Below are 21,810 nucleotides of genomic sequence, written 5' to 3'. Positions count from 1 at the left end.
CCTTTAGCTGTTCGTCAGCTTGCGACGAAGCCCGCCCATTACGCCGATCAGACCAGTTCCCAGCAAGACGAGTGATGCGGGCTCAGGCACTGATGGGATGGGTGGCGGCGTGGTCGTGCTGAAATCGAAGACGAGAGCTCCGGACCTGAAGAAGTCAGGGGATGAGTCGGGAGTTTCAAACGCGCTGCTGATGTTGCCGTCACAAAGGTTCGAGAGAGAGCAGATATTGCCTCCTTTGTAACCAACCAGAGAGGATCCAAGAAGATCGAAGTTGAACAAATCGCCGTCCGCATTCTCACCATCAAAAGCATAGATCGATGTAGGAGTTTCTGTGACGGCACCCTGATTAGCAACACCGACGAATAGTTCCTCCTGATTCGGATCCCCCTCCACCCAACCCACAGTCTGGCCCGTGACGACACCGGTCGTAGTATCGATTTCGACGATACCGGTACCGATTGCGCCGCTCTGAAAAATGGCGTTCGAGAGGATGAAGGTTGATACCGTATCCGCAAACGTCGTGGATGCGGCGCAGGCGAGGAACAGAGCGGCGAAAAGTACAGAGGACCGGCGCATGGATATCTCCTTGTTGCGGGTTGTGGCCCCGAAGTGCTAAGGGCGTTGGTGGAGGACGATCAGGGTTGGCGCTGCGTTGGCAGATGAGGTACTTTTCATCGGCGGCTGGTAGGGCCCCCTACTAAGCAGGGGCCGCCAGCGAGAACCAAGGGGAGTACAGCAACGCAAAGAGCAAAGATCCGCCAGCCCTAAAAATTAGTTGCGACACAAACAATTTCTTGGTGTGTTCTGCCTGCGTGGCTGTCCAGGGCGACATAAATGGTGAAGTACAGCGAGATGCTTGATATGCTTTCTGGGAATCGCTTGTGCTTTCAGTTCGCATTCTTCGTTGCATGAGCCATTTACGCACGCACCGGATCTCCCGGCTTCAAGTGGACCTCAAGAAAAACTCAATTCAGGATTAATTGCGATATGTCGCTTTTAAACAACGGCTTATTCTGCTTTGAAGGTTATGAAGTCGATCGATCCTGCTGGCAACTTCGATGGCAGGACGAGCAGATCCCCTTGAATCGGAAGACCTTCGACCTGCTGCTCTACTTGATCGATCACAGAACCCAGGTCGTGACGAAAGATGAACTGCTGACTGCAGTCTGGCCTGATCAGATTGTGGAGGAGAGCAATCTGTCGCAGCATGTGTTTCTACTGCGAAAGGCGCTGTCCCGGCACGAGTCTAAGCGGAAGATGATTGAGACCGTCGCGGGGCGAGGGTATCGGTTTGTGGCTCCTCTTGAGATCACACCGTCTGAGGAAAATCAGAGCCTCGTCTTTAAGGAGCGCCGTAGCATCACTCGCGTGACTCTCGAAGAGCAGATCGACGAAGACCCAGCGACAATCGCACCGGCGAGTCGAGCTGAGACACCTGCAAAAGGTTTCACAGCTCGTAGCCAGCGCTTACTGCTTGCGGCTGGTGTTCTGGTTTTGATCGCCGGACTTGGATGGTTTGGATGGACGCAGTGGCAGCATTGGCTGGATCGTACCGGTGGCCCTCCTGTGCAGATTGTCCTCGCGCCTTTGGCCGGAACTACCGGAGACACGATTCTGGACCATACGCTTCTGGACGCGCTACGGACGGACCTGAGCCAGAGTCCTTTTGTTTCGGTCGTTCCGTCCACGACTGTGACTACCACTCTCAAGCAGATGAAGAGAGCGCCGGACGACCCGATGGACGCGGCTACGGCCCGCGAACTCTGTGAACGCACCAACAGTCAGGCTGTATTGAATGGCACGCTTGCCCGAGATGGGGAGCAGTTTTTAGTAACGGAGGAAGCAACAAACTGCGTCGATGGCGCGACCCTTGTTGCGGCGAAACGCGAGGTGACTAGAGCGGAAGATTTACCGGGGACCATTGATAGGTTGACCGGTATTCTTCGACAGAAGTTGGGTGAATCAAGACGAAGCATTGAACGGTTCAGCGTACCAATCGCGCCTGCGGATACTGCCTCTCTCGAAGCACTCAAGGCATACAGCCAGGCAAAACGACTGTCGGAGCAGGGTAAACGCTCGGAGTCGGTCGGGCTGCTCAAACAGGCGATCAGTTACGACCCAAACTTCGGCTCAGCTTACTACGACTTGGCGATGAACTATAGCAGTACGGGTGATAATGCCGGCTCACGTAAAGCTCTTGAAAAGGCTTATTCGCTCCGTGACTCTGTAGGTCCTTTGATGAAGATCAATATTACGGGCCGCTATGAATCCATTGTTACAGGCGATCTGTACGCGGCGGAGAGGGACTATCACGCGTGGATCGCTCTGTACCCGCGCCTTGCCTCAGCGTGGAACAATCTCTTTATCGTTCAGCGCGCACTTGGCGAACAAGCGGAGGCGGTTGTCTCCGTACAGCATGCTCTCGCGCTCAGGCCAAAGTACCTGGGACTATTCACGAACCTCGCAGACGCGCAGCTCGCTTCCGGCGATGCGAAATCTGCACGCGCAACCTGCGAACGGGCGATCGCACTGGGTGTCGATGGTGACTTGATTCGCATGACATTATTTGTGACCGCGGTAGCACAGGGGGATGCCGCCTTACTTCAAGCCGAGCGAGACTGGGCTGCCTCTCATCCCGATAGTCCTTATTTCATTCTCGCGGAAGGCGAGTTAGCTACGTCCCAAGGGCGTTTCGCTGAAGCTCGGCGATTCATCGATCAAGGTGCTGAGATCCTTCGTCATCAAGGTTTTTCTGAAGCCGCGGCGAGTCTGACAAAATCCTATGGCGCGAACTTCATCGTAGCGGGTGACACCGCTGACGGAGTTGCGTTGTTAAAGTCGGCGCCGGTCGATCCGGAAGAAGGAACTGAAGTCCTTGGGTTGGCTCAGATGGGCAATCAGAACGAGGCCACTAAGATTTTGGGCGACGAACTGTCGAAACGCCCCAATGACACCCTGTGGCGGTCGTGGTTTGGCCCGGCCATCCGCGGCGAGATCGCACTTACATCCAACAAGCCGCTAGACGCCATCGCTGCGTTGGAGCCCACACGCACGCTCGATGGCCGGTCAAATGACATGGCGGTGCGACGAGGCAGCGCTTACCTCGCGGGCGGCCAGCCCCTGTCGGCTGAAGCCGAGTTCAGAAAGGCTCTGGCGAAGCCCTTCCTGGAACCTCTTTCATTGACCCAACCGCTAGCGTGGCTTGGATTGGCACGCGCACTGGCAGCGGAAGGAAGACGTCCACAGGCCGCCGAGGCCTATGAGCACTTCCTTGCGCTTTGGTCTCGCGCCGATTCAAAGGCTGTATTTCTCACTGAGGCGAAGCAAGAGCTGGCAGCACTTCGTGCGACCCCGGCTTCACGATGAAGCATCCTTGTTGAGACCGTTATTTGGTATCTGAACTGCCACAGTCGACTGCGACTATCTATATAGATAGTCGATCGTCGTATGTCGAGTGCGCGTTGCTCGTTCTGTCGTCCACTCCGAAATGTGGTCTTTAGGGCTTCTTCCCTCCTCTCCCGAGTAATTTAAGCGGTTTATTTATCAGACACGCCACGCCCACGCTAACCGATGTCACCGGTGTAGCCATGTCTCGATCGAGACAACATCCTCAATCTCGAAAATTTGAGAAACTCCTATCTCATACGCAACAAAAGACATAACCCCAATTGAAGGTTAATTGAGAAATGTTTAAGGCTGGCTTGAAGGCGACGAAGGATCTTCTGTGGGAGAACAGGATGCACACCAGCCAGCGGGGTGAGGCTGCAGTGGTAAGGAGATGCGAACTCAGCACTCACCATCCTCTGCTGATCTCACGGGACCCCGCTGCGGTGGGCGTGGAGGAATATGAAGCGCATCCGGCGGGTTTCCATTGAGGTCGAACAGCGAGAGATCACCCTCTATGCGACTTCGTCCTCATGGTCCAGCCCTGACGATGAAGCAGCCCCTTTGGCTGACTCTCTCTCGCGCGGATCAGAGACGAAGATGCTCCCCGAAGAGCTCGCAGCTGCTCTGAACGAAGGGCGCGTTCACCTCCACCGCAATGCCGAAGGTCGCATCACCGTCTGCAGTCGAAAGGATTGCGATGACTGACATTCACGATGACGTCGTTCTCAAGGAGGACTTCCATGTCTGAAAACCTGATCTCGATCACCATCTCTTGTGCCATCTTGCTGATGATGTTCGTCTTCGTGCCCTGCCTGGAGCTGACGGCTCGCGGCTGCAGGAAGATCAACCGCTCCATGCGGCCTTTGGAAAAACATAAAGACAATTCAAAAACGAAATCAGTGGACGTCATGCCAGAGTCGCTGGATCCCGTTAATAAACAAGCCAATTCGAGGAGTTCCAATGCAGCTTAATCGCCGGGCCGCGCGCTTCTTTATCACCCTGCTCGCTTTCTCCTCTTTCCTGCCCGCGATTGCCCAGGGAGCCGACATCAGGGACACCCTGAAATCCGACGGATCCCGGATAACGAGGGCGGCGGCCTCTGACTGCCAAAGATCGTTTGAACAACTCAAGGAGAAATTCTGATGCCATCGTCAATTCCCGAAATCTCGCAGTTGATCTCGCGCTGCATACTTCGCCAGTACTCCGGTTCTCTCCGTTATCGCCACACGAACGCATATAAACCTTTGCAGCTTTTCGGGCTGATGGTCATGCTCCTGGTGTCGTGGAAGCCATTGCATGCGCAATTGGTCCCGGTGAACGGCCCTATCGCCTTACCTGCAACAAATGTCGCCAGCAGCAGCGCCCCGCAGAATATCCTTCTCAAGACAACCTCTGCCGAGACCATCAGCGGTTTCACGGTGCCTGTATCTGAAGGAAACAAGCAGGAATATACAGTTGGCACAGTGAGCGGTTGCGCGGTCGATGGCGTGACGACCAATCCGGTCAACACGGTCTGCACGGTTTCCATCACCTTCAGTCCCGCGTACCCTGGCCAGCGTCCCGTGCCTCTGCAGGTAGCCACCAGCGCCGGCAAGTTCAATATCGGCTTGAACGGCATGGGTATCAGTCCGCTTGCAGTGCTGACACCTGGAACCATGTCAACGCTGGCTGGCGAGATCAACGGGCCAAACTGCAATGCTTATAACGGACCCGCCTTGCTTGGGCCAATCTGCAATCCATCCGCGGGGGCAGTGGACTTCGCGGGGAACGTCTATGTCGCGTCGTTCTACAGCAACACCGTCAGCAAGATCGATACGAGTGGCAACATCACTGTGATCGCGGGTACCGGTGCCGGCGGTCTAAGCGGCGTTGGTGGTCCTGCGACCAGTGCAACGTTCGATCGTCCTGCCGACGTTGTTGTCGATCCCGCAGGGAACGTCTATTTCATAGCTGAGACGGCCCAGCAGGTCTTCAGAATTGATGCCGTCACACAGATACTCACTAGCGTCGCGGGTAACGGCAATGCAGGCTATAGCGGAGACAATGGCCCTGCCACCCAGGCGAGCCTGAACTATCCAGAAGGTCTTGCGCTCGATCTGCAGGGCAATCTGTATATCGAAGATCATGACAATAACCTGATCCGCAAGGTAGATACCGCGGGCATCATTACAACGGTTGCGGGTAATCCGGCGACTGTCGGTCAGGACACACCTGCTTACAGTGGTGATGGTGGGCCGGCTACCCAGGCGAACCTGGCTCTCTACGGTGGGGGTGTCTATGCGTCGTACGATTCCATCACCGTGGATGCTTCGGGCAATCTGTTCATCGGGGACTCCGGCCACCACGTCGTACGTGAAGTAACGACGGACGGCATCATTCACACCGTTGCAGGTAACAACGCACTCGGCGCCGGCTACGCAGGCGACGGCGGAGCTGCAACCAGCGCGCAATTGAACTGGCCGATGGGCGTTGCGGTGGACCCTGCCGGCGATCTGTATATTGCAGATTTTTCCAACAACCTCATCCGAAAAGTGGATTCGGCCACTCAGACCATCACTACCGTTGCTGGCAATGGCTCGCAAGGCTCTGCCGGTAGCGGGTCGGCAACGCAGGTCTCACTGAACGGCCCGCAGAAGGTTACGTTAGATGGCGCGGGCAATCTCTACGTCGCCGACACGAAGAACAATCTGGTTCGAAAGGTGGATGTCAGCAACCCTACGTTAACCTTCGCCACGCCCACTCCCGTCGACTCGATCGACACGACAGACGGCCCGCTGCAAGCGATCGTTTCAAACATCGGCAACGCGCCACTGGCTCTGCCGCCGCCTTCAACCGGGTCAAATCCGAGTATCTCCACGGGCTTCACGGGCTTCATCGGTAACAGTGGGCCGTGCCCCTTTGAGGGGCCAGCTTCATCAGCTGGGATGTTGGCGCAAGGAAGTAGCTGCGGCCTCTCGGTGGAATTCGAACCGGTCACTGTAGGCAACATCACGGGCTCGATTGTTTTGACTGACAACAGTCTGAATGCTCCCAGCCCCTACGTCACACAGACGATCTCACTAGTCGGCACCGCAATCGCCGCCACTAACACCGGATCACTCACCATCGCACCCACCACCCAGACATTTCCAGCGATTCTTGTGGGCAGCACTAGCTCCGCACTTACCTCCACGATCACCAATACCACCAACCAGGCGATCTATCTCAGCAGCGGCTCGCTGACCGACGCGATCGACTTCACCCAGACGAGCAACTGCGCCATCATCTCAGCCAACGGAGGCACCTGCACCGTCACCTTTACCTTCACCCCGCAGAGCGCAGGCCCACTCACCTCCACTTACTCGATTCACGACCTCAACCATCCTGCATCGCCCCTAACTGTGGTGCTCTCTGCCATCGGCAATGCCGTTACAACCTCTGCCCCGCAGGCGTCACTATCGCCCGCAACCGCCGACTTCGGCAGCATAACGACAGGCGCCGCAAGCTCCGCGCAAACCTTTACGCTCTCGAATACAGGCAACGCAGCGCTGGCCATTACATCGCTCTCACTCGGCGGGGCGAATCCGGACAGCTTCATCGTGGTCAACAACAGCTGTGCCACCGGCGGCACGGCTGACGCGAGACCGGCGCGTAGCCGAGTGACTACACGCGGCGGATCGAGCCCACGCGACTTGCCCGCACTGCCGCCAGGAAGTACCTGCCAGATCCTCATCGTCTTCTCGCCAACCACCGCAGGTCCATCCTCGGCGACGCTCACCATCGTCGATCAGGTGGGAACGCAGACCTCAGCGTTGACGGGTACCGGCGTCGCATCCACTCCAGCAGCGGCTCCGCAGGCTGCTCTCACCGCCGCCTCTGCGAACTTCAATAGCGTTGCGACCGGCACTAGTAGCACAGCCCAAACCTTCACTCTCGCCAATGCAGGCAACGCGGCTCTGTCAATCACCTCCGTTGCCCTCACCGGTGCGAACGCTTCTTCGTTCCAGCTCGGAGCCGATACCTGCGGCACGACGCTGGCTGCCGGAGGCTCCTGCACTATCGCGGTTACATTCTCGCCCACTTCTACGGGCAGCTTTACCGCCAGCCTTTCGGTCACCGACGCGGTGGGCACGCAAACATCCGCACTCTCCGGCACAGCCGTCGCGGCCGCCACGCCGGCAGACTTCACCATCGCGGCGAACCCGGCGGCGCAGGCCAGCTTTCGTGGCACCTCGGTCACCTACACGATTCAGTTGGCCTCAGCCTCCGCTTCCAATCCATTTACAAGCAGCGTGACCCTGTCTGCTTCCGGCCTGCCTGCCGGAGCGACGTCTACGTTCTCGCCCGGAAGTATCGTGCCAGCTTCCAGTCAACCCACTAGCGCGCTACTGGTGACAATTCCCACTCAGAGCGCGCGAGATACACCGAGGAACGGTCACCTCTCCGCCTTCGGAGGAGTCTTCACGGCCGCTCTGCTTGCGCGGTTTGGGAGACGAAGGAAAATCGCCATAAGGCTTCTGCTTTGCCTGTGTGCTCTTGGCGCGTTGAGCGCGGGACTCTCAGGCTGCGGCAACGGCAACGGCTTCGCACTCCCGAGTTCTACCTCAACCATCGTCATTACCGGCACAAGCGGTTCCCTCACTCATTCCACCTCCGTCACCCTAACCGTTCAGCAGTAAGGAGACCTTTGATGCTCATCACTCACAACATCTATCGAGCAGGTCTTCTGGTCCTGTTTGCCTTGATCGTCGGTTCAACTTTCACGGTGGCGCAGGAGAGACACTCGATTCTTGTCGGTGCCGACTACACCTACGTCAAAACAAATATTCTCCCCGGCTGCAACTGTGTCTCGCTCAACGGAGGAGGCCTGCAGCTTGACGCAGGCCTCACCTCTCACCTTGCCGCGGTAGCTGACTTGACGATCGCGCATCGCTCGGGAATCACTCAGAATAACTACGACCTTACCCAGACAACCTACACCTTCGGAGCTCGTTATCTCCCGTTCAGACCGCGTGCTCGCTGGCAGCCCTTTGGTGAACTTCTACTCGGTGGAGCGCACACCTCTGGTTCCCTGGCTCCAGACAACACAGGGTTTGGAGGTTCAAATACTTTCGCACTTCAGACAGGAGGCGGTGTTCGTCTTCCGCTGTCTTCGCGCATCGTGTTGGAGCCCGTCCGAGTCGACTACCTCTTAACGAAGTTCGGAAATGGCGCTGACGACCGGCAGAATGATCTTCGAGTCTCCGTCGGCATCCTCTTTCGGCTGAAACACTAGTGACTGAATTCGCACAGGCAAGGGGTTGATCTCGAAGAGTTAAACGCAAGAAACAAAGAGAATCGCACCGGCGCGCAAGCCAGTATTCAGTCATCAGCGGGTTGCGCGCTCCTCACCTACTTACAAAACCACTGGCCATCGTGGTTTGAGCTGTAACAAGTGCTGTTGGTCGATACTTTTCTATCTAGAACAAACCGCGCGCAGCTTCTGAACCGAGCACATAAGCCGTCACCTGTCTCCTCATCCTACTGGGCCTTGGCGGCAATGATCTCTATCTCGACTAAGAATTCGGGGCGCACAAGCTGCGGTATTACGAGAAGCATCGATGCCGGCTCAACGTCGCCCAGGTAACGAGCCCTTACCTTTGCATAAGCTGCAATATCTTCGGCACGGGTGAGATACTGCGTGATCTTGACCACATCGGTGAGAGCCATATCTGCCCGCTCCAACATGTGGAGTATATGTTTCCAGGCGAGCTCGGTCTGACAGCTGATGTCCGCCGGCACCTTGCCATCGGCTTCCAACCCTGGCGTGCCGGACGTAAAGAGCCAACGCATATTGGGACTAACTTCAATTGCATCGCTGTATCTTCCGATCTGATGAGAGACGCCGATATCGTGAATCAGATGACTCATAGGTTCACCTCTACCATTCTTCCCTCTGTCAGAATATTTGCGGCTGACTTCGAGCAGATTAACTCTTGCTCACAGTGTGCTCCTTTAGAGGCTCGTCTGGAAACAGGATGCGGAGATGCTAAGACCTACAGAAATCTATGGGCCTGCATCTGTCGAGAACAGCGTGCCGATCATATTTCATAGTCATCCGATATCGCCTCAAGCCGACTTGCGTAGCTCTCGCTACAGAAGAGGAAGCGACTCTAGTTCCCGCCTGCCTGCATACATGCGAAGCTCAGCATTCACGCAGTACGTTCACTGCGCGGCCGAGATCATCGGCAACCCCGTCACCGGCCAATGCTCCACAAGCGCCGCTGCATTAGCCTCAATCCCAACACCTGCGGCACTTCCGGCAACAACACCCACATTCCATCCATCCACAACCACCAGCGCATCCTCGTCCTTCAGCTCCGCCGTCGCCGCCTCCATCGTGATCGTCTTCGTCTCATCCGGCAGCAGAGAGACATAGTTGTCGCTGTAATAAACCGGCAACACCCGCTCCCCCGAGCGCCTGCGTCGCAGCTGCAGATGACTCATCAACGCAACCGCCTTCCCAGGATTGTGCAGCGTCACCGAAATCACGCTCTTCCCCTCCCCATCGCTGCGGCTCACCTTCGCGTCGAGCACCACGGCTTGCAAGCCTCCAAGAGCTGTCAGGTCATCCTGGTGGTCCGGCAACGCGCGCCAGTAGAAGTTGTCCGAAACCATCTTTCCGGTCGAGTCATGCAACGTCAGCTTCACGAAGTGCACAGCCGAAAGATTCGCAGGCCACGCCACCGCACCCAGCGTAGTCGCCAGACTAGCCGCGGCAGAAACCTCATAGTCGTGTTCATACTGCACCGAGCCGTCCAGATTGTAGATCGCCAGATGAGCACGAGCTCCTTCCAGCGGAGCATCCAGATTGTTGATCACCTGCACCTCACCCGTCGCCTCATTCAACTGAATATGCACCGGCTCCGCAGCCTTCTTCACTGCGAACAGAGCAGAGTTCGGCTCAAGATCGTGATGATAGATCTGCCATACAAAGCTCGGCTGCGCCGGGTTGCTCATCCACGTAATCACGCCGGTCGTCGGATGGAACATCTTCGCGTTGCGTCCCTCGTACATCGCGCGAAACGCCTCATAGTTCATCAGCTGACCCTTCCGTACAAAATCCGCAAGGTTCGCCACCTTGCCATAGCGAGCAGCTAGCACCGCAGGGTAAGTGTCTCCGTCCGAGGCGCCCTTGGCCAGGTCATGCTCCGCCCAGTCGTCGTTGATCGTCTCCCAATCCTTCTCCGGCATCATCCCGTGAATCGATTCAAGCGTCGGCACCGACACGCTTCCTATCTCCGACTTGAAGGCCTCGTTATAAACATAGAACTCACGCGGCGTCCGCCAATGGTAAGGCCCACCCGAGTGAACTCCACGTCCATCGTTGGAGTTCGCCTGGTACAGCCGGTTCGGCTCAAGCTCGCTCATCAAAACATGCAGCGCATCGTCGATCTTCTTCGGCGGATTTCCCTCGTTGCGCGCGCACCACAGCACAATGGACGCATGGTTTCGGAACCGCAGAATCTTGTCCCGCACATTGGCCATGTACGTATCGAAATCTTCAGGGTCAGGACCATCCGACGGATTCGGCTGAAAAAACTCATCCCACACCAGGATCCCGTACTTGTCGCATAGCTCATAAAAATCTTCGCTGGTACTCTGCCCCACCCAGTTGCGAATCATGTTCATATTCGCAATCTGGTGCATCCGAATCTGTGCCTCCAGCCGCTCCCGCGGATTGCGCTTCAACGCCTCATCCAGGCCCCAGTCCCCGCCGCGAATAAACACGCGAACGCCGTTCACCGAAATCGTTAGGTTCTCCGAATCCGCGACCGCATAACTGAACTTGCGCACTCCAAAACTTACATCCTTGTTATCCGATTCCTTCCCGTCTGTCTCAAAGCTCAGGTGCAGCTTGTAGAGGTCCTGCGGGCCATAGCCATTCGGCCACCACAGCTTCGGGTGCTCCAGGTGCATCGCCGGCGTACTCTTCGGATCGATCGTCAGCATCTGCGAGCTGTGCGCCGCCACCTCTACGCTCTGCTCAAACGTCACATCGCCGAAGCTTCCCTTCAACACGCCCTTCTGCGGCGCGTCGGTTACATTCTCCACCCGCGCCTGCACCGAAACATCGGCTGTGTCTGTTCTGGGCAGCGGAAGATCCGTCGACACCAGAGGATCCTTAATCACCACCGGCCCACTCGCCGACAGGTACACCTTCTGCCAGATCCCTGTATCCCGATCCCGTATCGCAGGAATCCAGTCCCAGCCAATCGTTGAAAGAAATGTTGGACCGTCGATCGCAGTGATTCCGCCGTTCAAGCCCATGCCGTTGTGAATCGTATGTTCATGCGGATCGCCCGGGTGTGGCTGCGGCGACACCAGCACCGCAAGAACCGCCTTCTTGCCGGCCTTCACATTCGGCGAGATGTCGAAGATCCCGCGCTTGAATGCTCCCTTCATCGTGCCGACCTGCACTCCATTCACCCATACCTGTGCAGAGAAATTAATTCCTTCAAGGTTCAGCCACACATGTCTGCCGGCGTAAGCCTTCGGCACTTCAAAAACCGTGCGATACCAGTATGGAGTACGCGCCAGGCTCTCAGGAATCTTGTCGGGACGATTATTCTCCCCATACAGAGGCTCCGGGTAGACGCCGGCATTCACCAGCGTCGTCAGCACCGTCCCCGGCATCGTAGCCGCGTACCAACCCTGTGGCCTGAAGCCTGTCGAAGCGATCACATCCCCCGTCTGAGAAACCTTTGCGGAGTCCTGCAACTGCCAGCCGGAGCTCAACGTTACTGGCTCCGCCACAGACCGGTCAGCCGCATTAGCCATCGAACCCAACCCCATCGAACCCGCAGCAACCAACACCAAAGCCGATCCCAAAACTTTCATTCGCATTCAACCCGTACCTTTTTGTAACTCGATAGACCTGCAAAAATTGTGCGCTGTGTAAAAACGTCACCCACGCCAGACATAAAAACCCTACACGATCACCGACGAAAGGTCACCGGCGCCCTACCTCTGAATCGTCGTCTCCGCCTTCGTAAGCTTCTGCGAAACCTGTGCCGGAGTCGGAAGCTGCGAACGATCCCATCCGCCGCCCAGCGCCTCGATCAACTGCACCGACGCCGTCATCTCCTGCACCCGCAGACTCGCGACAGACTGGCGATCCGTCAGCAGAGTAGTCTGCGCTGTCACCACATCCACGTAAGGATCGATGCCAGTCTCGTACCTTGCCGTCTCCAGCGTGACAAACTCCTGCGCGGACTTCTCCGCCGCCTGCTGTTGAATAAGTTGTTGAGAAAGAATCCGCACCGACGCGAGCGCATCCTCCACCTGCTGAAACCCGGTAAGCACCGTCTGTCGATAACTGGCGACGTCGGCGTTGTAGACCTCCACAAACTGATTCACCTCTGCCCGCCGTAGCCCCGCATCGAAGACCGTCTCACTCACGGTGGGACCAATCGACCAGAACCGGCTCGGCCAGTCGAACAAATGTTTGAACGACGAACTCTCGAAGCCGCCCTCTGCGCTCAATGTCAGATTCGGATAAAACGCAGCTGTCGCAATCCCAATCTCCGCATTTGCTGCCGCCATGTTTCGCTCCGACGCAGCAATATCCGGCCGCCTCTCCAGCAACGCCGACGGCAACCCGATTGGAACCGGCGGCGGGCTCACACTCACAGCCTTCACAGGAATCGAAAATGCCGACGCATTGGCTCCCACCAACATGGCAATCGCATGCTCAAACTGCGCGCGCGCCACGCCAAGGTTGATCGCCTGCGCCTGCACATTCTGTAGCGTATTCTCGGCCTCCACCACCGAGATGCGATCGCCGACCCCTGTCTCGTACTGCGCCCGGGTCAACTCCAGTGCCTTCTTATCCGCCTCCACCGTGTCGTTCAAAATCGCCTGCAGCGCATCCTGGCCGCGAATCTCAAAGAAGAACGTGGCAAGACTTGCCTGCTCGGTCAGCTTCTCATTCTCAAGATCGGCCGCACTCAACTGCGCGTTGTACTGCTCCTCGCGGATCGTATTTCGAACTTTCCCCCAAAGGTCTGGCTCCCAGGAAACAGTGGCCGGTAGGGATCCAACCGAGCTCTGCCGGCCGGGATTCGCAACACTGGAGGTCCCCAGGTTTGATGACGTCTTAGCTCGTTGGTACGAAGGGCCCACCGAAACCGTGGGATAAAGTTGCGAACGAGCCTGCGCCACCAGAGTTCGCGCCTCCATAAAGTTCGCGAAAAACTGCTTAATGTTCTGGTTGTCGATATTCAACCGCTCTTCCAAAGCATTCAACTCGGGATCCTGGTAGATCTCCCACCACTTTCCATGCAACATCGCGTCCTGCGGCTGCGCCACCTTCCAGCCATCCGTATCTTGAAATTGTGTCGGCGATTCCTTGTACGTCACCGGGGGCGCCTGCGCTGCCGCCGGCGGCACATGATACTTCGGCCCAACCATGCATCCAGTCAGCAGAAGCGCCGTAAGCGCCGGGCACATCGCGAGAGCCAATCGAAAGTTCGTCATAGTGGTATACATCCGGTTCTACTCCGCGGCAGCGGCAGCAGGGCCGTCCGCGGGGTGAAAAGTATCGTGCTTCCGGCCAAGCGCACGCAGGCGCAGCCGGTCCAGCGTCAGGTAAACAACGGGGGTCGTATAAAGCGTAAGCAACTGACTCACGATCAACCCCCCAACAATCGTGATGCCCAGCGGCCGGCGCAGCTCCGACCCGGTGCCTGTGCCGAATGCCAGCGGCAGCGCGCCGAACAACGCAGCCATCGTCGTCATCAGAATAGGCCGGAAACGCAGCATGCAAGCCTCGAAGATCGCATCCTCGGTATTCATGCCGCCCTCCCGCTCCGCCTGCAGCGCAAAGTCGATCATCATGATCGCATTCTTCTTCACGATACCGATCAGCAGCACGATTCCAATAATCGAGATGACGTTCAAATCCGTCTTGAAGAGCATCAACGCAAGCATCGCTCCCACGCTCGCTGAAGGCAGCGTCGAAAGAATCGTCAGAGGATGCACCAGGCTCTCGTACAACACGCCAAGCACAATATAGACCGCAAGCAGCGCCGTCAAAACCAGCAACGGCTCCGTCCCCAGCGACTGTTGATACGCCAGCAGAGTCCCCGCAAAAAAACCATGCACAGTGGTAGGTGTTCCCAGTTCCTGCTGCATCTGCGTGATCTTTAGCGTGGCATCGCTCAACGAAACCCCGGGCGCTAAATTAAACGACACCGTAACCGAGGGAAACAACCCGGTATGATTCAACGATAACGGCGTCGTGTTTGTCTGGTTCGTCGCCATCGTAGCCAACGGCACATTGCCACTGGCAGTCGTACTACTCGTTCCCGCGGGGTGAAAATATATATTCTTTAACCCTGCCGGCGTCTGCCAGTACTCCGGAGCTACCTCAAGCACCACGTAGTACTGATTCAGCTGCGTATAAATGATCGAAACTTCCGACTGCCCAAACGCGCTGTACAGCCCCTGATCGAGAGACTGCGCCGTCTGACCCAGCTTCGCCGCGGTCACGCGATCGTACGTCAGCATCTCGTCCAGCCCGCCGTTCTGTTGATCCGTATTCACGTCCTGCAAACCAGGCAGAACCTTCATCTTCGCCAACAGCTTCGGCCCCCACGTCTTCAGGTCCGCCAGACTGTCTGCCTGAATCGTGTACTGATAAAGCGCACTGCTCGATCGTCCCCCAATACGCAGGTCCTGCGAAGCCTGCAGAAACGCTGAAGCCACGGGAAGCCGGTTCAACTTTGGCCGCAGCCGGTTAATAATGTCCGGCGCGCCAATTTTTCTCACATTCAGCGGCTTCAGCGCAACGAAGATATTCCCCGAGTTACTCGCGCCCTGCCCACCGGTAAAGGCAATCACATTCTGCACCGCCGGATCGCTCTTGATCACCTTGCCGATCTGAATAATCGACTCGTTCATTGCAGGGAACGAAGAATCCTGCGGCCCTTGCACGCCCCCCGCAAGCGACCCCGTATCCTGCTGCGGGAAAAATCCTTTGGGTATTTTGATCACCAGTGCAACGTTCAGCGCAATCGTCAGAAACAGCACCGTCAGCGTAAGCCCGGGGTTTTCCAACACCCAGTGAAGGCTGCGCCGATAGAGTGACAACACCCCGTCGAAGAACCTCTCCGTCGCCATATAGAGGCGCCCATGTTTCCGTGCATGTTCATCTCGCAACAGGTACGCGCACATCATCGGCGTCGTCGTCAACGAGATCACCATCGAAACCAGAATTGCCGTCGAAAGCGTCACCGCAAACTCGCGAAACAGCCGGCCGACAATCCCACCCATCAGCAGCAGAGGAATAAACACAGCGATCAGGGAGATGCTGATCGACATCACCGTAAACCCAATCTCCTTCGCTCCTCGCAATGCCGCGGGAAACGGCTTCATCCCAGCTTCAAGATGCCGCGTGATGTTCTCCATCACCACAATCGCGTCATCCACAACGAACCCGGTCGAAATCGTTAACGCCATCAGCGACAGGTTGTCGATGCTGTATCCAAACAAATACATCACCGCAAAGGTGCCAATCAGCGACACTGGGACCGCTACCGCCGGAATCAGAGTTGCCCTTCCATTGCGCAGAAAGATGAACACCACCACGATCACCAGCGCAATCGAAAGCAGCAGTGTCCGCTCTACATCGCTTACCGAAGCGCGAATCGTTGTCGTTCGATCCAGCACAATCGTCGTATCGATCCCCTTTGGAATCGACGCCTCCACCGAAGGCAGTTGCGCCCGAATGCGATCTACCGTGTCGATGATGTTCGCGCCCGGCTGCCGAAAGATAATCAGCATCACGGCCCGCTTGCCGTTCAGATACCCGGCCGCTCGAATATTCTGCACCGAGTCCACCACATCCGCTACGTCCGACAGCCGCACCGCCGACCCATTGTTGTAACCGATGATGATCGGCTTGTAGTCCTCCGCATGCGAGATCTGGTCATTCGCAATAATGTCGGCAGAGACGTCTCCATTCGAAATCTGGCCCTTCGCCAGATCCGAGTTCTGCAGGCTCACCACCGCCTGCACATTCGCCATCGTCATCCCGAAGCTCGCAAGCTTCGTCGGATTCACCTCAATGCGAACCGAAGGCAGTGCACCGCCCCCAGGATTCACTTGTCCCACCCCTTGAATCTGCGACAGTTTCTGCTGAATCACCGTCGATGCTTCGTCATACAGCTTGTCCGGTCCGTACTTGTCCGACGTCAACCCAAGAATCATGATCGGCGCATCCGCCGGGTTCACCTTGCGATACGTAGGGTTCGCCGGAAGATTCGCCGGAAGGTAAGTCCGCGCGGCATTGATCGCAGCTTCCACATCACGGGCAGCACCATCGATATTCCGGCTCAGGTCAAACTGAATCGTCACCGAGGTCGACCCCAGGCTGCTCGCCGACGTCATCTCGGTCACACCCGCGATATGTCCAAACTGCCGCTCCAACGGAGTCGCCACCGATGAAGCCATAATCTCGGCGCTGCCGCCCGGTAGACTTGCGCTCACCGAAATAGTTGGGAAGTCCACCTGGGGCAGCGGAGAGACAGGAAGCACATTAAACGCAATGGCACCCGCAATCGCAATCGCGACCGTTAGCAGCGTCGTCGCCACGGGGCGGTGAATAAAGGGAGCAGAGATGTTCATGGCTGCTCCGCCGGCTCCAACTCGCCTCCACCATGCTCCGCCCGCTTCGACTTCCTCGAAAACCGGTGCGAGAGACTATCGAAGAAGATATAGATCACCGGCGTCGTATACAGCGTCAGCACCTGGCTCACCAGCAACCCGCCCACCATCGCAATCCCGAGCGGCCTGCGCAGCTCCGAGCCAATGCCGTGGCCGAACGCAAGCGGCAACCCACCCAGTAGCGCCGCCATCGTCGTCATCATGATCGGCCGGAAGCGCAGCAAACACGCCTCGTAGATCGCATCCGTCGAACTAAGCCCGCGATTCCGCTCCGCATCGAGCGCAAAGTCGACCATCATAATGCCGTTCTTCTTTACGATTCCGATCAGCAGAACCAGCCCGATGATCGCCACCACGCTCAGGGACTGGTGGAAAAGAATCAGCGATAGAAACGCGCCGACGCCCGCCGACGGCAGCGTCGAAAGAATCGTGATCGGATGAATGAAGCTCTCGTACAGTACTCCGAGAACGATATACACCGTTACCAGCGCGGCAAGAATCAGCAGCGGCATTCCGGAGAGCGAGTTCCGAAAGGAAGCTGCGGTCCCCTGGAAATCAGCCTGCAGACTTGCAGGCATGTGCATGTCCTTCTGCACCTTGGTGATCTCTGTAATCGCTCCGCCCAGCGCAGCATTCGGCGCAAGATTGAAGGAGACCGTAATCGCAGGAAACTGTCCTTGATGCGTAATGGATAGCGCCTCCGTCGTCGGCTCGAAGTGCGAGAACGCGCTGAATGGCACTGCGTTATTAAAGGTCGAACTCGTCGCTCCGGCTGAAGTCGCGCCTTTGCTCGAAGTCGAGTTCACCGTGCTTGAAGTCAGCGCATTGATAGGCGGCGTCAGCGTATTCGCCGAAGCCGTAAATAGCACCGAACCCGTCAGAGCATTCGATCCTGCTGAAGTAGAGCCGTTCCCCGAGGAAGTCGAGGCCGCCGCACCAGTCGTTCCCGAGGCCGAGCCGGACCGTATATACAGATGATTCAACTTATTCGGATCGGTCTGAAACTGCGGCTCCGCCTCCAGAATCACGTGGTACTGATTCAACTGCGTATACATCGTATTGATCTGGCGCTGGCCGAACGCATCGTAAAGCGTATTGTCGATCGTCGTCGGCGCCACGCCCAGCCGCGAAGCCGTCGCGCGATCGATCACGAGCGACACCGCCAGCCCACCCAACTGCTGATCCGTCGCAACATCTTCAAGCTCCGGCAGCTGCTTCAGCTTATCTACAAACCTGCTCGTCCACTCGTTCAGCTCGTTCTGGTCCGGATCCTCCAACGTGTATTGGTACTGCGTGCGGCTCACACGGTCATCCACCGTGATGTTCTGCACCGGCTGCATGTAGATCTGGATATCCTGCACGTTCTTCAACTTCGACTGCAACCTACGAACCACATCGGACGCGCTCAGATCGCGATCCTCCAGCGGCTTCAGGTTGATCGACATCCTTCCACTGTTGGTTGTGACGTTCGTTCCATCCGCGCCAATAAACGAAGACAGGCTCTGCACCGCAGGATCATCCAGAATGACCTTGGCGACCTCCTGCTGCTTCACCGCCATCGCCTTCGATCCGATCGTCTGCGGAGCCTGCGTAATTCCCTGGATCACACCCGTATCCTGCACCGGAAAAAATCCCTTGGGAATGATGATGTACAGAAAGATCGTCAACACCAGCGTCGCCAACGCGACCAGCAGCGTAATCGTCTGGTACTGCAGCACCACCTTTAGTGTCCGTCCATAAAACGCAATCATGCGCTCAAACACGCGCTCCGACGCCTTATAAAAACGCCCCTGTTGTGCCTCGGGATTATGCTTCAGAATCCTTGAAGCCATCATCGGAGTCAGCGTCAGCGAAACCACCGCGGAGACCACAATCGTCACCGCAAGCGTCACCGCAAACTCACGGAAGAGACGCCCTACAACATCTCCCATGAACAACAGCGGAATCAGCACCGCGATCAGGGAGACCGTCAACGACAGAATCGTAAACCCTATCTGCTCCGCGCCCTTCAGCGCCGCCTCCATCGGCGTTTCGCCCTCTTCCAGGTAACGCGAGATATTCTCCACCATCACAATCGCATCATCGACCACGAATCCGGTAGAGATCGTCAACGCCATCAGCGACAGGTTATCCAGGCTGTAGCCCAGCGCATACATCGCCGCAAAAGTTCCCACCAGCGACAGCGGCACAGCCACGCTGGGAATAATCGTCGCGTACAGGTTGCGCAGGAACAGGAAGATGACCATCACCACCAACCCAATGGTCAGCAGCAGCTCGAACTCCACATCGCTCACCGAAGCCTGAATCGGCGTCGTCAGGTCGGTAAGCGTCGTCACCTCAATTCCCTTAGGCAGGTTTGCCTCGAGCTGCGGTAGCAGCAGCTTGATGCTTTTCACCACGCTGATCGTGTTCCCACCCGGTTGCCGCTGCACATTCAAGATCACCGCTGGCGTCTGGTTCATCCACGCAGCCTGCGTCGAGTTCTCCACTCCATCGACAATGTGCGCCACATCGGTCAGCATCACCGGAGCGCCGTTGCGATACGCCACGACAACGCTGGTGTAGTCCTTACTTGTGACCAGTTGATCGTTCGCGTCGATCTGGTAGTCCTGCCGCGGCCCGTCGAAGTTTCCCTTCGCTGCATTTACGCTGCTCTGCGTCACAGCCGTACGCAGATCCTCAAGGTTGATCCCGTACGAAGAGAGCGCCGTAGGATTCGCCTGGATCCGCACCGCTGGCTTTTGTCCGCCGCTGATACTCACCAACCCCACCCCGCTCAACTGCGAGATCTTCGGTGCCAGCCGCGTATCCACCAGATCTTCCACCTGCGACAGCGGCATCGTCTTCGACGTAATCGCCAACGTCAGCACCGGCGCATCCGCAGGATTCGTCTTGCTGTAGATCGGCGGCGCAGGCAGATTCGCAGGCAGAAAGCTCTGCGACGCATTGATCGCCGACTGCACCTCTTCTTCAGCGATGTCGATATTCAAACTCAGGTTGAACTGCAGCACCACCACCGACGTGCCGCCCGAGCTGCTCGAGGTCATCTGGCTCAACCCCTGCAGTTGCCCGAACTGACGCTCCAGCGGCGCCGTCACCGTCGTCGCCATCACCTGCGGACTGGCGCCGGGGTAGAACGTCAGCACCTGGATCGTCGGATAATCGACCTCAGGCAGCGCCGACACCGGGAGCTGCGTGTAACTCACAATACCAACCAGCATGATCGCAGCCATCAGCAGCGACGTTGCAACGGGTCGCAGAATAAACGGACGGGATGGACTCAAGGAGCGCTACTCCCCGTCGTCGCTGCAGCTGGAATCGGTTTACTCGAAACCACGATCTTCGAGTTGTCTTGCAACTTGTCGAAGCTGCTGTTGGCAACCATGTCGCCGGGATTGATCCCGGTCACCTGGGTCGTATCACCCTCGGTCACCCCGGCTGTGATCGGGCGCGTGTGGGCCACATTATTCTGCAACACATAAACAAACGCAGCCGTGCCGTTATGCTGAATCGCCGAAGACGGAATCAGCGTCGCTCCCTGCAGCGTATTCACCAGCAGACGCGCATTCACAAACTCGTTCGGAAACAGCGACGAGTCTTTGTTATCGAACGAGGCCCTGGCCTTCACCGTTCCTGTCGTCGTGTCGATCTGGTTATCCAGCGTCAACAACGTTCCAACAGCGATCTGCTTCAACGCCGCCCGGTCATACGCATCCACCGGCAGCTTCGTCCGCTGACGAAGCCGTGGTTGAATCTGCCCCAGACTATCCTCCGGCACCGTAAAGATCACCGTAATCGGCTGTATCTGTGTAATCACCGCGAGCGTCGTCGTTCCTGCAGCCTGCACCACATTCCCCGGATCGACCAGCCGCAACCCCACCCGCCCCGAGATCGGAGCCCGGATGTGGCAGTACCCCACCTGGATCTGGTCGAACTGCACCGTCCCCTCATCGTTCTTCACCGTACCCGCGTCCTGCAGCACCACCTTCTCCTGGTCGTCCAGCGTCTGCTTAGGAATCGCATTCCGCGACCACGCATCCCGGTACCGGTCGCGGTCCATCGTCGCCTGCGCCAGCAGAGCCTGATCCCGCTCCAGCACGCCCTGCGCCTGCGTCAGCGTAGCCACGAACGGCCGTGGATCGATCTCGATCAGCGGATCGCCCTTCCGAACAATCTGCCCCTCTGTAAACCGCACCGCGATCACCGGCCCCGTCACCTGGCTTGTGATCGAAGCCGTATACACCGGCGTCACCGTCCCGATCGCGTCCAGGTATACGCCGATGTTGCCCTTCTGCGCGGTTGCGGTCGTCAGCGTTACAGGTCCACCGCCTGCGCCGCGGCGTGGCGCCGCACTCTTTGTCGTGTCATCGTGGTGGCGTAGCACCAGAAAGAAACCAACGGCAAAGATCAGCAACAATGCAATCCACACCAGCACCCGAATCAGCTTGCTTCCGGAACGGGTCGGAGGGGGTGCCGGAAGTTGATGGTCCGGCCCTATTACAGGATGTTCATTTGATTCAGCTGGCAACACGTCTCCCTTGCCACATCAGAGATTTTTAGGACAGCAACGCACAACAAGTCCGTTCCCTATCGACGGATGAGCCCGGGCTTAAAGACTCACCTCAACCCTCACCGCCGTCAAACTATTCTGCGACTGAGACCGGACAAACTTTGAATGCTCAATAAGATGCCCTACTCCCCCCTTCACGATGTCCTCCCTGCAATATCCTCCCACTG

The 21,810-nt window shown here is 57.3% G+C and carries 13 protein-coding genes; 6 read left to right on the top strand and 7 right to left on the bottom strand.

Going from position 1 to position 21,810, the window contains the following annotated elements; all coding sequences use genetic code 11:
• Window positions 1-3: 3 nt before the first annotated feature.
• Window positions 4-576, bottom strand: coding sequence for a PEP-CTERM sorting domain-containing protein (locus tag GSQ94_RS14120; RefSeq protein ID WP_158944511.1), 573 nt, complete (start codon window positions 574-576; stop codon window positions 4-6).
• A gap of 504 nt (window positions 577-1,080) precedes the next feature.
• Between GSQ94_RS14120 and GSQ94_RS14115 the strand changes: the two genes are divergently transcribed.
• The 6 genes from GSQ94_RS14115 (at window position 1,081) to GSQ94_RS14090 (ending at window position 8,641) form a co-directional block, all read left to right on the top strand.
• A complete protein-coding gene (locus GSQ94_RS14115) occupies window positions 1,081-3,366 on the top strand; it encodes a winged helix-turn-helix domain-containing protein (protein WP_158944510.1) in 2,286 nt (761 codons plus the stop codon).
• Window positions 3,367-3,846: 480 nt separating this feature from the next.
• Window positions 3,847-4,092 carry a hypothetical protein gene (locus GSQ94_RS14110; RefSeq protein WP_158944509.1) on the top strand — a complete coding sequence of 82 codons (246 nt, stop codon included), beginning with the start codon at window positions 3,847-3,849 and terminating at the stop codon, window positions 4,090-4,092.
• 35 nt (window positions 4,093-4,127) lie between these two features.
• Window positions 4,128-4,358, top strand: coding sequence for a hypothetical protein (locus GSQ94_RS14105; protein ID WP_158944508.1), 231 nt, complete (start codon window positions 4,128-4,130; stop codon window positions 4,356-4,358).
• Window positions 4,348-4,530 carry a hypothetical protein gene (locus GSQ94_RS14100; RefSeq protein ID WP_158944507.1) on the top strand — a complete coding sequence of 61 codons (183 nt, stop codon included), beginning with the start codon at window positions 4,348-4,350 and terminating at the stop codon, window positions 4,528-4,530. Before GSQ94_RS14105 ends, GSQ94_RS14100 begins: the two co-directional genes overlap by 11 nt.
• Complete coding sequence (locus tag GSQ94_RS14095) at window positions 4,530-8,045, top strand: choice-of-anchor D domain-containing protein (RefSeq protein ID WP_158944506.1); 3,516 nt, start codon at window positions 4,530-4,532, stop codon at window positions 8,043-8,045. Before GSQ94_RS14100 ends, GSQ94_RS14095 begins: the two co-directional genes overlap by 1 nt.
• Before the next feature lie 11 nt (window positions 8,046-8,056).
• Window positions 8,057-8,641: an outer membrane beta-barrel protein gene (locus GSQ94_RS14090; protein ID WP_158944505.1), complete on the top strand. Its 585-nt coding sequence runs from the start codon at window positions 8,057-8,059 to the stop codon at window positions 8,639-8,641.
• Between the two features lie 245 nt (window positions 8,642-8,886).
• On the opposite strand, the gene GSQ94_RS14085 is transcribed toward GSQ94_RS14090, so the two are convergent.
• The 6 genes from GSQ94_RS14085 to GSQ94_RS14060 all read right to left on the bottom strand — a co-directional run bounded on the left by GSQ94_RS14085 (window position 8,887) and on the right by GSQ94_RS14060 (window position 21,604).
• Entirely contained in the window at window positions 8,887-9,276 is a 390-nt protein-coding gene (locus tag GSQ94_RS14085) for a RidA family protein (RefSeq protein ID WP_158944504.1), read from the bottom strand.
• A 294-nt stretch (window positions 9,277-9,570) separates the two neighbouring features.
• Window positions 9,571-12,246: a sugar-binding domain-containing protein gene (locus GSQ94_RS14080; protein ID WP_158944503.1), complete on the bottom strand. Its 2,676-nt coding sequence runs from the start codon at window positions 12,244-12,246 to the stop codon at window positions 9,571-9,573.
• A gap of 123 nt (window positions 12,247-12,369) precedes the next feature.
• A complete protein-coding gene (locus GSQ94_RS14075; protein ID WP_254063874.1) occupies window positions 12,370-13,896 on the bottom strand; it encodes an efflux transporter outer membrane subunit in 1,527 nt (508 codons plus the stop codon).
• Between the two features lie 6 nt (window positions 13,897-13,902).
• On the bottom strand, window positions 13,903-17,034 hold the full coding sequence (locus GSQ94_RS14070; protein WP_158944502.1) for an efflux RND transporter permease subunit: 3,132 nt from the start codon (window positions 17,032-17,034) through the stop codon (window positions 13,903-13,905).
• Window positions 17,031-20,357 (bottom strand): efflux RND transporter permease subunit, encoded by a 3,327-nt coding sequence (locus GSQ94_RS14065; RefSeq protein ID WP_158944501.1) that lies wholly within the window; start codon window positions 20,355-20,357, stop codon window positions 17,031-17,033. Before GSQ94_RS14065 ends, GSQ94_RS14070 begins: the two co-directional genes overlap by 4 nt.
• Window positions 20,354-21,604 carry an efflux RND transporter periplasmic adaptor subunit gene (locus GSQ94_RS14060; protein WP_254063873.1) on the bottom strand — a complete coding sequence of 417 codons (1,251 nt, stop codon included), beginning with the start codon at window positions 21,602-21,604 and terminating at the stop codon, window positions 20,354-20,356. The genes GSQ94_RS14065 and GSQ94_RS14060 overlap by 4 nt, the downstream gene beginning before the upstream one ends.
• Window positions 21,605-21,810 lie beyond the last annotated feature (206 nt).

This window comes from Granulicella sp. S190 (genome assembly GCF_009766095.1).
Taxonomy (GTDB): Bacteria; Acidobacteriota; Terriglobia; order Terriglobales; family Acidobacteriaceae; genus Edaphobacter.
Note: the sequence above shows the minus strand (reverse complement) of the source record. Positions and strands in the feature narration are given on the sequence as shown.

Coding starts and splice junctions, on each gene's coding strand:
- GSQ94_RS14085 (WP_158944504.1), bottom strand. CDS start 9,276: ATGAGTCATCTGATTCACGATATCGGCGTCTCTCATCAGATCGGAAGA.
- GSQ94_RS14080 (WP_158944503.1), bottom strand. CDS start 12,246: ATGAAAGTTTTGGGATCGGCTTTGGTGTTGGTTGCTGCGGGTTCGATG.
- GSQ94_RS14090 (WP_158944505.1), top strand. CDS start 8,057: ATGCTCATCACTCACAACATCTATCGAGCAGGTCTTCTGGTCCTGTTT.
- GSQ94_RS14070 (WP_158944502.1), bottom strand. CDS start 17,034: ATGAACATCTCTGCTCCCTTTATTCACCGCCCCGTGGCGACGACGCTG.
- GSQ94_RS14120 (WP_158944511.1), bottom strand. CDS start 576: ATGCGCCGGTCCTCTGTACTTTTCGCCGCTCTGTTCCTCGCCTGCGCC.
- GSQ94_RS14110 (WP_158944509.1), top strand. CDS start 3,847: ATGAAGCGCATCCGGCGGGTTTCCATTGAGGTCGAACAGCGAGAGATC.
- GSQ94_RS14075 (WP_254063874.1), bottom strand. CDS start 13,896: ATGTATACCACTATGACGAACTTTCGATTGGCTCTCGCGATGTGCCCG.
- GSQ94_RS14095 (WP_158944506.1), top strand. CDS start 4,530: ATGCCATCGTCAATTCCCGAAATCTCGCAGTTGATCTCGCGCTGCATA.
- GSQ94_RS14100 (WP_158944507.1), top strand. CDS start 4,348: ATGCAGCTTAATCGCCGGGCCGCGCGCTTCTTTATCACCCTGCTCGCT.
- GSQ94_RS14105 (WP_158944508.1), top strand. CDS start 4,128: ATGTCTGAAAACCTGATCTCGATCACCATCTCTTGTGCCATCTTGCTG.